Here is a 13,192-nt window from a genome sequence, read left to right on the forward strand (position 1 = left end):
GATGTCCGAACGCACGCCGTCCGTGGCCGTCCCCGAGGCCGGCCGGCCGGAGCGGCGGCGCCGGCGTGGACGGGCCGCACTGGCCGTCCTGGTGCTGGTCGCCGCCGTCGCCCTGCTCGGACCGCTGTTCGCGCAGCACGCCGTGACCGAACCCGTGGACATCCCGTACGCGCCCGGCAGCGGCCGAGCCCCTCTGGGAACCGACCGGTTGGGCTCCGACGTGCTCAGCCGGGTGCTGTCCGGCGGCCGTTCCCTGCTGCTGAACGCACTCGCGGTCACGGCCGCGGTGTGCGCCCTGGGCGCGGTCGCCGGAATGGCCGCCGCCTACCGCAAGGGATGGACCGACACCCTGATCCTGCGCCTGGCCGACGTCCTGCTAGGGCTGCCCGCCTTCCTCCTGCTGAGCGTGGTGGTCGTGGCCACCGGACGGGGCACGGCGGGCGTCGCCCTGGCCGCCGGGCTCGTCCTGCTGCCGGAGAGCATCCGCGTGGTCCGGGCCGCGACCCTGCGCATCCTCTCCCAGGACTACGTGGAAGTCGCCGTCGCCCGGGGCGAGCGCACGGCGAGCCTGCTGGGGCGCGAGGTGCTGCCCAACCTCGCCCCGGTGCTCGCCGCCGACGCGGGGGTGCGCTTCCTCGGTGCGATCACTGTCGTGGCCACCGCCGCGTTCCTCGGCTACGGCGCCCAACCACCCGCCGCCGACTGGGGGTTGATGGTCCTGGAGAACCGCGACGGCCTCACCCTGCAGCCTCTCGCGGTCCTCGCCCCGGCCGTCCTGCTCCTGGTCCTGCTGCTCGCCACGAACCTGCTGCTCGACGCGGCGTTCCCCGGCCCGGAGGTCAGAGCCGTCGGCCGTCGGCGCAAGGCCGCGGCGAGCTTCTCCGAGGCACCGCCGGGCGGCCTGCTGGCCGTGCGCGGACTGCGCGTCGAGAGCGGTGCGGGACACCCCGTGCTCGACGGCGTCGACCTCGACCTCGCGCCGGGCGAACTCCTCGCCGTGGTGGGGGAGTCGGGCAGCGGCAAGACCACGCTCGTGCTCGCCGCGCTGGGGCACGTCGCCCCGGGGCTGCGGCACACGGGAGGCGCCGTACGGCTCGACGGGCACGACCCCATGACGCTGGACGAGCGCCGGCTGCGGCGGCTGCGCGCCTCCGTGTGCGGGTACGTCGCCCAGGATCCGCGCACCGCGCTCACCCCGCACCTGCGGGTCGCCACCCAGATCCGCGAGGTGCTCCGGGCCCGCCGCGTGCCGAGGGAGCAGTGGCCGGAGCGGATGGAACGCGCCGTGCGGCTCGCGGGGCTCGACCGGCCGCAGGAGATCGTCCACCGCCTGCCGCACCAGCTGTCCGGCGGTCAGCGGCAGCGGGCCGCACTGGCGGTGGCCCTCGCCGCACAACCCCGGCTGCTCGTCCTCGACGAACCCACCAGCGCCCTCGACACCGTCACCGCCGCCGCGTTCCTCGCCGACCTGACCCGGCTGCGGCACGAGACGGACACGGCGGTCCTGCTCGTCTCGCACGACCTCGCCTCGGTCGCCACCGTGGCCGACCGGGTGGCCGTCATGGAGAACGGGCGGGTGGTCGACCACGGGCCGGCGCAGGCCGTGCTGACGGACCCGGCGACGGAACACGCGCACGCGGCCGGCCCCGCCCGGCCGGACGCCGGTGACCCCGTGGGGAGCCTGCTCCGCGCCTCCGGCCTCTCACTCCTCCGCGGGAGACCGGTACTCGACGGCGTGTCCCTCGCCCTCGACCCGGGAGACTGTCTGTCCGTCGTCGGCCCCTCCGGCTGCGGCAAGACGACCCTGCTGCGCTGCCTCGCCGGGCTCGACGTCCCCACCGGCGGCGGGATCCACCTGCACGGCGAGCCGCTCGCCCCGGACGTGCGCGACCGCCGGTCCGGACAGCGCCGCCGGGTCCAGCTCGTCCCCCAGGACCCGTACGCCTCGCTCAACCCCCGCCACACCGTGGCCGCGATCGTCGGCCGCCCTCTCGTGTTCCGCCCCGACATACCGGCGGCGCGGCAACCGGCCGAAGTGGAGCGGCTGCTCGCACAGGTGGGCCTGGACCCGCGGCTGGGCGGACGGCTCCCCGGGGCCCTGTCGGGCGGGCAGCGGCAGCGGGTGGCACTGGCCCGGGCGCTGGCCGCGAACCCCGAGGTGCTGCTCTGCGACGAGGTGACCAGCGCCCTGGATCCCTCGGTGGCGGCCGCGGTCACCGAGCTGATCGCCGGCCTGCGGGACCGGTGGGGGATCGCCGTCGTCATGGTCACGCACGACCTGTCGGTCGCCGCCCGCCTCGGAGGCCGCGTGGCGGTGCTGCACGAGGGCCGGATCCGCGAGACGGGACCGGCGGGCCGGGTGCTGAGCCGGCCCGAGCACGACGTGACCCGCGCCCTGGTGGCGGCGATGCCCCACCGGACGCGGCCCGCCGGAAAGGATCTGACACGGTGACCTTAAGGTGGCGGTATGCCGAGCCCGACGACCGACAGCGACGGAACGCGCCCCGCGACCGGGAAGCGCCGCGCCCCGCTGAACCGGGCGAGCGTCGTGGCCGCCGGACGGCGGGTGGCCCGCGACGAAGGGCTGTCGGCGGTGACGCTGCGCCGGGTCGCGGCCGAACTCGGTGTGACGGCCATGGCGTTGTACCGGCACGTCGGCGACAAGCGCGAGCTGCTGGTGGCGATGCTGGACGACGTGGCCGAGCACCTGGTGATCCCGGACCGCGAGGGAACGCCCTCGGACCGGCTGGTGCTGGCCTTCCGCGCCCTGCACGACCATCTGACGGCCGAGCCGTGGGTGACCGAAGTCCTCAAGGCCGGCGAGCTGTTCGGGCCGCGCGCCTCCCGGTTCGTCGAACATGTGCTGGCCCTGCTGGAGGAGGCCGGGCTCGGCGACGAGCGGGCGGCCGACGCCTATTGGGCGCTGTGGTGGTACACCTTCGGGCATCTGTCGTATCTGCCCGCGTTGCGGCCCGAGGGCCGCCCCGCCCGGGCCGAGCTGATGACCCGAGTCCCGGCGACCGACCATCCCCGGCTGGCCCGCATGCTGGCCCGCCCGCCGCGCCAGGCGGCGGCGGAGGACGCGTTCGTGCCCGGCCTGAGGGCCCTTCTGCGGGGCCTGCTGACGGACTGAGACCCAAGGGCCCGTGCCTCGCGCACGGCACCCGACCGGTTCTCCGCCCGCATGTATACGCCGTATATCCATGTCTGCAAGGGGTTTGCCCATGACCCAGGACGTACACCGGGAACCGGCCGCCGAGGCCGACTCCCCGGCCGGCAGCGGATGGCTGCTCGCCACGACGTCACTGGCCGCCGTACTGATGACGCTGGACATCACCGTCGTCAACGTCGCCCTGCCCGAGGTCGCCGCCGACCTGGACGCCGGACTGACCGGCCTCCAATGGGTGGTGAACGCCTACACCCTGACCTTCGCCGCGCTCCTGCTGCCCGCCGGAGCCCTGTCCGACCGGATCGGCCGACGGAGCATGTTCCTGGTCGGCGTCGCCGTCTTCACCGCCGCGTCGGCGGGCTGCGGCGCCGCGCCCGGCGTCGGGACGCTGATCGCCTGCCGCGCCGTGCAGGGACTGGGCGGCGCGATGGTGATGTCGACCGCGCTCGCCCTGATAGCCGGGGCCTACGAGGGACGGCGCCGCCAGTCGGCCATCGGGATGTTCTCCGCGGCCGGCGGCGCCGCGGCCGCCCTCGGGCCGGTCGTCGGCGGCGCCGTCGTGGAGGGGCTCGACTGGCGGTGGATCTTCTACGTCAACCTGCCGGTCGGCGTCCTCATCCTGGTCGGCACCGTGCTGCGCGTGCCCGCCGACCGCACCCGCGAACTGCCCCGCCCCGAGGGCCGGTTCGACCTCGTCGGGCTGCTGCTCGCCGCGGGTGCGCTGCTCGGCCTCAACTACGGCCTGGTGACCGGACCCGAGGACGGCTGGACCTCCGCCTCCGCCCTGCTGCCCCTGGTGGCCGGGGCGCTGCTCGTCGCCGCGTTCGCGGGCTGGGAGACCCGGCGCCGGGACGCGGCGATGTTCGACGTACGGCTGCTGCGGGTGCCGTCGTTCACCGGCGCGATCGTCCTCAGCTTCGTCTGCCGCGTCGTCAGCTTCGGCGTGCTGCCGTACCTGATCCTGTGGCTGTCGGGCATGCTCGGCCACAGCCCGCTCGGCACCGGCCTGCGGCTGCTGGCGATGACGGCCTTCATCATGCTGGTCGCCCCCTTCAGCGGGCTGTTCCTGAAACTGATGCCGACGCGCGGGGTGATGGCCCTGGGCACCGGGATCACCGCGGTCGCGCTGCTCACCATGGCGCGGGTCGGCCCCGACGACTCCTGGCTGGTGATGCTGCCCGGCCTGGTGCTCCTCGGCATCGGCGGGGCGATCGCCTTCCCGCCGCTGATGGGCATCGCCGTCGGGGTCGTGCCCCCGGAGCGGGCCGGAATGGCGTCCGGGATGACCAACACCTTCTTCCCGCTCGGCACGGCGACCGGAGTGGCCGCCTTCGGCGCCGTGTTCAGCACCCGCATCGACCACGACCTGGACGACACCAGGCTCGCGGCGCTCGGCGTCCCGGAGGGAACGCGGCAGCAGGTCCGGGACGCCGTCGCCGCCGGGCAGTTCGGGCAGCTCGAACGCGTCCTGCCCGCCGCGGCCCGCGAACCCGTCCTGGACGCGGCCCGCTCCGCGCTCACCGGCGGCCTGGCCACGATCTGCCTCACCGCGGCCGTGGTCAGCCTCCTCGCCGCCGTCGCCTCCTGGACCCTCATCCGCGACCGGGATCAGCTGACCGCGAAGGAGCCGGCCGATGTCCCCGCCTGACGTCTACGGCCCGGCCGCCGAGTTCTACGACCTGCTCGCCGCACCGGCCTGGGCCCGGCTCGGCCCCCTGCTCCGCAAGGCGCTGGACGGCGTCGACCCGCAGCACGGGCCCCTGCTCGACCTCGGCGCGGGCACCGGGCTGTCCACCGAGGCCGCCGCCGACGCCGTCCCCGGCGCGCGGGTGCTGGCGATGGAGCCGTCCGCCGGGATGCGCATCGCGCTGTCCACCCGCCTCGCCTGCCGGCCCGCGCTCGCCGACCGCGTCACCGTCACCGCGGGCACGGTCCACGACGCGCGACTGCCGCCCCGCCTGTGCGCGGCCGTCGCCCTCGGCGTCGTAGGACATCTCCTTCCCGCCGAACGGGCCGCCCTGTGGCGGGAGTTGAGCCAGCGGCTGGCGCCCGGAGCGCCCGCCGTCGTCGACGTCCTGGACCGCACCGCGCCCCCGACCCGGGCGCCGCTGCGGCTGGCGACGCGGCGCGTGGGCGCGCTGACCTACGAGTCGTGGAGCGAGGGCGCCGACGACGGCTGGACCCTCACCTACCGCGTACGCGAGGGGCAGCGGGTCGTCCGCGAACACGCCGTACCGCTGCCCTGGTCGGGGATCGGCATCGACCTCCTCGCCGAGGAGGCCGGGGCCGCCGGACTCCGGTGCACGCGGCTCGCCCCCGACTTCGCGGTATTCCGTACCACCACCCGAGAGGAACACTCATGACCGGCGCGGCCCTCGCGGACACGCGAGAGGGCACCCCCGACACCGCCCCCCAGCCGCCCGAGGCCCCCGGCTCGCCGCCGGGCCTCGGCGACCTGCTCGCCCCCGTGCGCGGGCGCCTGATCGCCGCGGTCGTCGCCCAGGCGGCGGCCGCGGTCTGCTCGACGATCCCGTTCATCGCGGTCGCCGAACTCGCCCGCGCCCTGCTGGCGTCCGGCGGCCCGGACGAGGGCCGCGCCTGGGCCGCGGCGTGGACCGCCGTGGCCGCGCTGGTGGCCCGCCTCGTGCTGTACGCGACCGCGGGCGTTCTCACCCATCTCGCCGACGCCGACCTCCAGCTCGGGCTGCGCCGCCGCATCGCCCGACACCTGGGGCGGCTGCCGCTGGGCTGGTTCACCGAGAACAGCTCGGGCGAGGTGAAGAAGGCGGCGGGCGACAACATCTCCACGCTCCACCACCTCGTCGCGCACACCGCGCTGGAGGTCACCGCGGCGATCGTCGTGCCGCTGACCGCCCTGGTCTACCTGTTCACCGTGGACTGGCGGCTCGCCCTCGTCGCCCTGCTCCCGCTCCTGCTCGGCGGCCACTTCTTCACGCGGGCCATGTCCGGCGGGGAGGAGGTGACGGCAAAGTTCTTCGGCGCCATGGGCGGCGTGAACGCGGCCGTCGTCGAACTCGTCCAGGGCATCGCGGTGATCAAGGCCTACGGCCGCACCTCCCGCGCCCATCGCGCCTACGACGACGCGGCCGACAGCTTCTCCGTCTTCTTCCGCGACTGGATCATGAGTACGACACGGGCCAGCACATCGGCCGCGCTCGCCCTCTCCGGCCCGGCCGCCCTGCTCGTCGCCACCGTCGCGGGCACCCTGTTCGTCACCCGGGGCTGGACCGACGCCGTCGACCTCGTGCCGTTCGTCCTGCTCGGCCCGGCCCTGACCGGGTCGGTGATGGGACTGGCCCAGTCCGGGCATGCCGTCCAGGGCGGCCTCCAGAGCGCCCGCGAGATCCACGCGCTGCTGGCCGCCCCCACCCTGCCCGAGGCGTCCGAGCCGACGGCACCCGCGCCGGACGGCCGCGTCGAGATGACCGGCGTCGGCTTCAGCTACGACGGCACCACCGACGTCCTGAGCGGCATCGACCTGACCCTGCGGCCGGGCACCGTCACCGCTCTGGTCGGCGCCTCGGGATCGGGCAAGTCCACCCTCGCCCGGCTGGTGCCCCGCTTCTGGGACCCGTCCGCCGGCACGGTACGCATCGGCGGCACGGACGTGCGGGACATCGCCCCGAACGACCTGTACCGGCAGGTCTCTTTCGTCTTCCAGGAACCCCACCTGCTGCGCACCACGGTCCGCGACAACATCCGGCTCGGCCGCCCGGACGCCGACGACACGGCCGTGGAGCGGGCCGCGCGCGCCGCACACATCCACGAGCGGATCACCGCGCTGCCGCGGGGTTACGCCTCGGTCATCGGCGAGGACGCGCGGCTCTCCGGCGGCGAGTCCCAACGCCTGTCCGTCGCGCGGGCGTTGCTCGCCGACGCACCCGTCCTCGTGCTGGACGAGGCGACCTCCTTCGCCGACCCCGAGTCCGAGGCGGCCGTCCAGGAGGCCCTGTCCGCGCTGGCCGCGGGCCGCACCCTGCTGGTCATCGCCCACCGGCTCGCGACCGTCCGCGACGCCGACCACATCGTGGTCCTGGACGGCGGACGCATCGCCGAACAGGGCACCCACGACCGGCTCGTGGCCCTGGACGGCCGCTACGCCCGTCTGTGGGCCCTCCAGCAGAAGGGAGCCGCGCGATGACCGCGCTGCTGACACGCGTACTGGGACGCGAGCAGACCCGGGGGCTGCGCCGCGTCCTGCTCTGGGCGGCCGTCGCCGCCGCCCTCCAGGGAGTGGCGTACGCCCTGCTGGTGCCGCTGCTGACCCGGCTGCTCGGCGACGACCCGGAGGCGGCCTGGCCGTGGGTCGCCGCTCTCGCCGCCGCGACGGCCGGCTACGGGATCGTCGCGTTCGGCGCGGCCGTGCGCGGCAACCGCTTCAGCGCCGACCTCGGACGCACGCTGCACCACCGCATCGGCGACCATGTCGTCGCGCTGCCGCTCGGCTGGTTCGGCGGCGAACGCACCGGCGCCCTCGGCCAGGTGGCGGGACAGGGCGTCGTCCAGGTGATGAACGCCGCCGCCAATCTGCTCCGGCCGCTGTGCGTCGCCTTCGTCACGCCCGCCGTCGTCGTGCTGGCCACGTTCGTCTTCGACTGGCGGCTCGCCCTGGCCATGCTGGTGGCGGCGCCGGTCGCGGCCGCCGCGTACCGCTGGTCCGGGCGGCTGATGTCCCGTGTCGACCGGCAGTCCCACGCCGCCGCCGTGGAGACCGCCGACCGCCTGGTGGAGTTCGCCCGCCACCAGCCGGCGCTGCGCGCCTTCGGACGGACGGCCGAGGACCACGAACTCCTCGACGCCGCCCTGCGCGAGCAGCGCGCCGAGGCCCGCGCCGCCACCCGCCTCGGAGTACCGGGCGTCGCGGGCTTCGCGCTCGCCGTGCAGCTCTGCTTCACCTGCGTCCTGCTGCTCGGCACGGTCCTGGCGGTCAACGGATCGATCGCCGCCGGCGAGCTGATCGCCGTCCTCGTCCTGGCCGTGCGCTTCGTCGAACCCATGGGCGCGGCGGCCGAGCTGGGCGGCTCCCTGCGCGTCGCCCGCGGCACCCTGGAGCGCCTGGACGAGGTGCTGGCCACCGATCCGCTGCCACAACCGCAGAACGCGGCGCCGCTCCCGCGGGAGTACGGCGTGGAACTCGACGGCGTCCGCTTCGACTACGGCGACGGGCGCACCGTGCTCGACGGAGTCGACCTGCGCGTCCCCGCCGGGCGGACCGTGGCCCTGGTCGGCCCCTCCGGCTCGGGCAAGACCACGGTCACCCGGCTGCTGGCCCGCTTCTGGGACGTGAGCGCGGGCACGGTCCGCGTCGGCGGGACGGACGTCCGGGACCTGACGACGGACCAGCTGATGGCGCGGCTCGCCATGGTCTTCCAGGACGTGTACCTCTTCGCGGGCACGATCGAGGAGAACATCCGCGCCGGACGCGAGGACGCCACCGACGAGGAGGTCCGCGAGGCCGGACGGCTCGCCCGCGTGGACGAGATCGCCGAGCGGCTCCCGGACGGCTGGGCCGCCCGCGTCGGCGAGGGCGGCACGGCCCTGTCCGGCGGCGAACGGCAGCGCATCTCCCTCGCGCGGGCCCTGCTCAAGCAGGCGCCGATCGTGCTGCTGGACGAGGCGACCTCGGCGCTCGACGCGGAGAACGAGGCCGCGGTGCAGCAGGCCGTGTCGGCGCTCACCGCGGACCGGACCGTGCTGGTCGTCGCCCACCGGCTCGACACCATCCGGGAGGCCGACCTGATCGCCTTCCTGGAGGGCGGGCGGATCGTCGAGCAGGGCACCCACGAGGAGCTGATGGCGCTCGCCGGGCGCTACGCGGCGTTCTGGGCCGAGCGGGAGCGGGCGAGCGGGTGGCGTCTGGCGGCGCGTCCGTAGACGTCGGGAAGGGCGGCACGGTAAATCACCGTGCCGCCCTTCCGTCTGCGTGTCACCCGGCGGGCGCGCAGGTCACCAGGTGGATACCGGTCCCGGTGACCTGACGGCCGGCGACCCGCAGTCCGGCCCGTGCCACCAGGTCGTCCAGTTGTCCGGGCGTCCGCTCACGGCCGCCGAACAGCACCAGCAGCCGTAGATCCATGGCCGCGGCCACGTCGGCGCGGCGGCCGTCGGTGACCAGGTTCTCCACGACGAGGATCCGGCCGTCCTCGCCGGCCGCCTCGGCGCACCGGCGCAGGATCCGTTCGGCCTCCTCGTCGCTCCAGTCGTGCAGCACCCAGGTGAGCAGATACAGGTCCCCTCCGGCGGGCAGCGGGTCGAAGAAGCTGCCCGGATGCACCGCGGCCCGCTCGGCCAGCCCGGCCGATGCCAGCGCCCGCCCGGCCTCCTCGGCCGCCTCCGGCAGGTCCAGCAGCGTGCCGCGCAGCCCGGGGCGTGCCGTGAGCAGCCGGGTGAGCAGCGATCCGGAACCGCCGCCGACGTCCACCACGTGCCCGCGCTCGGGCCAGGCGTACGCGGCGACGACCTCCGGCGCCGCGAACCGGGTGTGCGCGGCCATCAGGTCGGCGTAGGAGCGGGCGAGTCCGGGGTCCGCCAGGGTGTCCTCCCACAGGGACCGGCCGTGCACGAGCGGATAGGCGGGCTCTCCCGTGCGCACGGTGTCCAGCAGGCGCCCGAAGGCCTGGTCCATGCGCCCGCCCATGCCGTCCAGGTCGTACCAGGCGCGCAGCCCGAACGCGCCGCTGTCCTTGAGGAGTTCGGCCGCGGGCGTGAGGGCGTACGTGTCCTCGGCCGGCTCGGCGAAGACGCCGCGGCCGGTGAGCACGCGCAGCAGCCGGCGCAGCCCGTCCGGGTCGGCGCCCGCGGCCCGGGCGAGGTCGGGCAGGGCCGTGTGCCCGGCCACGATGTGGTCGGCCAGACGCAGGGTGGCCGCGACCCTGATCGCCCACGGCATGACGAGGTCGGCGAGCGCGTTCAGGTCGACGCGCGAGGGGGCGGCTTGCGGAAGGGTGGTCATGTCGCTCCAGCTTCAGGGGAGTACGGGATGCGCGGCGGGGGCGGAGGCACCGCAGACATCGAGGACGGCCGCGACGACCCGCTCCCGTTGCGGAACCAGGTAGAAGTGACCGCCGGGCAGCACCCGGTAGGCGAACGCGCCGGACGTGGCGTCCCGCCAGGCCGCGGTGTCCTGCGGCGTCGCCTCCTCGTCGCGGTCCCCGGCGAGGGCGGTGAGCGGGCAGCGCAGCCGGGCGGCGGTGTCCGGGCGGTAGGTCTCGATCAGGCGGTAGTCGGCCCGCACCGCGGGCAGCACCACGGACCGCACCTCGGGGTCGTCGAGCAGGGCGGCATGGGTGCCGTCCAGGCGGAGCAGTTCGGCGGCGAGGCCGTCGTCGTCCCGCAGGTGGACCGTGCCGGGGCGCTGGCGGTGCGGCCCCGGCCGCCCGGAGACGACCACGTGCCGCGGGCCCACGCCCGAGGACTCCAGGCGCAACGCGGTCTCCCAGGCGACCGAGGCGCCCATGCTGTGCCCGAACAGGACGTGGTCCCGCTCCGGCCGGTCGGCGCGCAGGGCGTCGGCGACGGCCCCCGCGAGGTCGGCCATGGACTCGGCGGCGGCCTCCGTGAGCCGGTCCTGACGGCCCGGGTACTGGACCGCGACCAGCTCCACGTGCGGCGGCAGCAGACGGGCCCACGATGTGTAGAAGGCGGCGCTGCCGCCCGCGTGCGGACAGCACACCAGCGACACGCGCGCCGCCGGTCGGGGCAGCGGGCGGCGCAGCCAGGTGGAAGCAAAGCTGGTCACAGGAGTCGCTCCAGGTGGACGGGGAGCGCGGCGGGGCCACGGCTCATGAAGTCGCCGGCGCGCCGGAAACGGAAGTCGGGGGCGAGCCGCGTTCTCGGGTACCGGTCGATCAACACCTCCGCGGCCACCCGTAGTTGGAGCCGGGTGAGGGAGGCGCCGAGACAGGCGTGCGGGCCCTTGCCGAACGCCAGATGGGCGCGTACCCCCGGCCGGTCGGGCCGGAACGCGTCGGCGTCCGCACCCCAGCGGGCCGCGTCGCGGTTGGCGGAGGCGACGACGGCGACGACGCGTTCCCCGGCCCGCACGGGTGTGCCGGCCACGGTCGTGTCGCGGGTGGCGGTACGCATCTGCCACAGCGCCGGCGGGTCCAGGCGCAGCGACTCCTCGATCGCCTCCGGCAGCCCCTCGGCCCGCCAGTGGTCCTCGCACAGCAGCCGCAGCACCAGATTCCCCAGCGCGTGACGGAGGTTGGGCACCCCGGCCACGATCAGGAAGTGCAGGAACGTCACCGCCTCGGTCCGGTCCAGCCCACCGAGAACACCGCTCAGGACCGGGCCGTCCGCGGCCCGCAGCGCCCAGCGTTCGAACGCGGGCCACTCCGCGTGCGCCCGTTGACCGAGCAGGTCGGTGAAGGCGCCGGCCCAGCGGTCGTAGTCCGCCGCGTCGGCCTCCTCGACCCCGCAGAAGGCGGCCAGCACCGATCGCGGCAGCGGCGCGGCGAACGCGTCGACCAGGTCGGTGTCCGGCTCCAAGCGGTCCGCGAGCGCTTCTGCCCGCTGTCGTACGACGGGTTCCAGCTCCGCCATCACGGCCCGCGCGAAGGCAGGGGAGAGGAGCCGGCGCAGCCGGGTGTGCGCGGGCGGGTCGAGCTGGGAGAGGGCCAGCTCCCGGTCCGCTTCGGGGGTGTCCGGTACGGAGGTGTTGTTGCGGCGGCTCGACCAGAGGGCCGGGTCCGCCAGCACCGCCCGCACCTCCGCGTCGCGGACCACCACGTGCCAGCCGGGCAGCGGGGTGGACACGGGACGCTCGCGGCGCAGCGCGGCGAGCCGGGGGTAGGGGTCGTCGGAGTGGCTCAGGTCGAGCGGGTTGAAGGCGGCGGGCGGGGCGGCGGCCGACGCGCCGGCAGCGGCGGACGGACGGGAGAGCGGGGACGGGCCGGACGCGGCCGCCGAGGTGGTCACAGGCCCTCCCGCTCGCGTACCGCCGCGACCAGGTCGGGCGCGGTGACCGGTTCCGGCGCGGGACGGCGTACCAGGTCCGGGTAGCCGAGCCGGGCCGTGAGGTCCTGCCAGATCTGGCTGAGCGTGAGGTGGTACTGGCCCGCGCGCATCGGGTCCTCGCCCGCTCCGGCCGCGGCCGCCATCGCGCGCAGGGCCCGGCGTACGCCGTCCGGCCACACGTCGGTGTACACCTCCCGGTGCGTGGGCGCCTCGGCGGGGCCGACGGACTGGACGCTCGGCAGATGCACCAGCCGGTGCGCCTCGGTGTCGAAGTCCAGTTCGCCGTCGTCCCCGCGCGGTGCGGGCAGCGCCGGGCTCCACAGGACCGGGCCGTGCGTCCCGGCCAGGAGCAGCGTGCCGCCGGTGAAGCCGAGGGTGGCCCGGTGCAGCAGGTGGGTGTGGTTGTCGGGGTCCTCAGGGTCGAGCTGGTTCAGGACGCGCAAGGTGAGGGGGATGCCGCCGAGCCGGCCCTCCAGAGTGGTGAACGGGCCCCCGTCGGCGCTCGGTTCGCCCAGCTGCCAGGGGCGCAGCCCGCCCAGTGCCTGGCCGAGGATGTCGATCAGGTCGTAGGACACGTGGACCGCGCACGCGCCCTCCGCGTACAGCAGTTCCTGCCGCTCGGCCAGATGACGGGCCGCCGCGAGGAAGCGGCGCACCGGGGCCAGGTGCGGATAGAAGGTGTTGAGCCGGTACTGCACGCCGTGGCGGCGGGCGGCGCGCAGACAGGCGGCCAGCTCCACCTGGTGGATCGGATGCTCGTGCAGCACATGCGTGCCGTGCGCCATCAGCCGTTGCGCGAGCGCGGCCCCCTCTCCGCCGCCGACCCCGTTGGGCACCACCACACAGGCCAGGTCGGCATGGCGGGGCACCTCGTCGGGATCGGTGAGCAGGGGGACGCCGTAGCGCTCCGCGCATGCCTTGGAGCGGGCGCTGCCGCGGCCGAGAACCCCGGTCAGCCGGAACGGGAAGCCCGGCCCCGGATCCCGGAAGGCACTGAGGTACACGCGGCCGAAACCGGTGCCGCAGACGACGACTCGGGTCACG

Annotated in this window: 10 protein-coding genes; 6 read left to right on the plus strand and 4 right to left on the minus strand. The window is 75.4% G+C overall.

Annotated features, from left to right (window positions below; all coding sequences use genetic code 11):
- The first annotated feature begins 1 nt into the window (after nt 1).
- The 6 genes from K4B79_RS08300 to K4B79_RS08325 all read left to right on the plus strand — a co-directional run bounded on the left by K4B79_RS08300 (nt 2) and on the right by K4B79_RS08325 (nt 9,064).
- On the plus strand, nt 2–2,452 hold the full coding sequence (locus K4B79_RS08300; protein WP_232025653.1) for an ABC transporter ATP-binding protein/permease: 2,451 nt from the start codon (nt 2–4) through the stop codon (nt 2,450–2,452).
- Between the two features lie 15 nt (nt 2,453–2,467).
- On the plus strand, nt 2,468–3,133 hold the full coding sequence (locus K4B79_RS08305; RefSeq protein WP_232025654.1) for a TetR/AcrR family transcriptional regulator: 666 nt from the start codon (nt 2,468–2,470) through the stop codon (nt 3,131–3,133).
- A 91-nt stretch (nt 3,134–3,224) separates the two neighbouring features.
- Nucleotides 3,225–4,817, plus strand: a complete 1,593-nt coding sequence (locus tag K4B79_RS08310) for an MFS transporter (RefSeq protein ID WP_232025655.1) — start codon at nt 3,225–3,227, stop codon at nt 4,815–4,817.
- Nucleotides 4,804–5,532, plus strand: a complete 729-nt coding sequence (locus tag K4B79_RS08315) for a class I SAM-dependent methyltransferase (RefSeq protein ID WP_232025656.1) — start codon at nt 4,804–4,806, stop codon at nt 5,530–5,532. The genes K4B79_RS08310 and K4B79_RS08315 overlap by 14 nt, the downstream gene beginning before the upstream one ends.
- Entirely contained in the window at nt 5,529–7,331 is a 1,803-nt protein-coding gene (locus K4B79_RS08320) for an ABC transporter ATP-binding protein (RefSeq protein WP_232025657.1), read from the plus strand. Before K4B79_RS08315 ends, K4B79_RS08320 begins: the two co-directional genes overlap by 4 nt.
- On the plus strand, nt 7,328–9,064 hold the full coding sequence (locus K4B79_RS08325; protein WP_232025658.1) for an ABC transporter ATP-binding protein: 1,737 nt from the start codon (nt 7,328–7,330) through the stop codon (nt 9,062–9,064). The genes K4B79_RS08320 and K4B79_RS08325 overlap by 4 nt, the downstream gene beginning before the upstream one ends.
- A gap of 52 nt (nt 9,065–9,116) precedes the next feature.
- On the opposite strand, the gene K4B79_RS08330 is transcribed toward K4B79_RS08325, so the two are convergent.
- From K4B79_RS08330 to K4B79_RS08345, 4 genes are read right to left on the minus strand one after another with little or no spacing between them, the layout of a single operon-like run.
- Entirely contained in the window at nt 9,117–10,142 is a 1,026-nt protein-coding gene (locus K4B79_RS08330) for a methyltransferase (RefSeq protein ID WP_232025659.1), read from the minus strand.
- A gap of 12 nt (nt 10,143–10,154) precedes the next feature.
- Entirely contained in the window at nt 10,155–10,928 is a 774-nt protein-coding gene (locus tag K4B79_RS08335) for a thioesterase II family protein (protein WP_232025660.1), read from the minus strand.
- On the minus strand, nt 10,925–12,109 hold the full coding sequence (locus tag K4B79_RS08340; protein WP_232025661.1) for a cytochrome P450: 1,185 nt from the start codon (nt 12,107–12,109) through the stop codon (nt 10,925–10,927). Before K4B79_RS08340 ends, K4B79_RS08335 begins: the two co-directional genes overlap by 4 nt.
- Nucleotides 12,106–13,191, minus strand: a complete 1,086-nt coding sequence (locus tag K4B79_RS08345; RefSeq protein WP_232025662.1) for a Gfo/Idh/MocA family oxidoreductase — start codon at nt 13,189–13,191, stop codon at nt 12,106–12,108. The genes K4B79_RS08340 and K4B79_RS08345 overlap by 4 nt, the downstream gene beginning before the upstream one ends.
- Nucleotide 13,192 lies beyond the last annotated feature (1 nt).

Origin of the sequence: Streptomyces lincolnensis (assembly GCF_021173675.1) — a bacterium.
Classification (GTDB): domain Bacteria; phylum Actinomycetota; class Actinomycetes; order Streptomycetales; family Streptomycetaceae; genus Streptomyces; species Streptomyces lincolnensis_B.

Excerpts from the sequence above, each read along its gene's own strand:
- K4B79_RS08330 (WP_232025659.1), bottom strand. The coding sequence starts at position 10,142 with ATGACCACCCTTCCGCAAGCCGCCCCCTCGCGCGTCGACCTGAACGCG.
- K4B79_RS08300 (WP_232025653.1), top strand. The coding sequence starts at position 2 with ATGTCCGAACGCACGCCGTCCGTGGCCGTCCCCGAGGCCGGCCGGCCG.
- K4B79_RS08305 (WP_232025654.1), top strand. The coding sequence starts at position 2,468 with ATGCCGAGCCCGACGACCGACAGCGACGGAACGCGCCCCGCGACCGGG.
- K4B79_RS08315 (WP_232025656.1), top strand. The coding sequence starts at position 4,804 with ATGTCCCCGCCTGACGTCTACGGCCCGGCCGCCGAGTTCTACGACCTG.
- K4B79_RS08325 (WP_232025658.1), top strand. The coding sequence starts at position 7,328 with ATGACCGCGCTGCTGACACGCGTACTGGGACGCGAGCAGACCCGGGGG.
- K4B79_RS08310 (WP_232025655.1), top strand. The coding sequence starts at position 3,225 with ATGACCCAGGACGTACACCGGGAACCGGCCGCCGAGGCCGACTCCCCG.
- K4B79_RS08320 (WP_232025657.1), top strand. The coding sequence starts at position 5,529 with ATGACCGGCGCGGCCCTCGCGGACACGCGAGAGGGCACCCCCGACACC.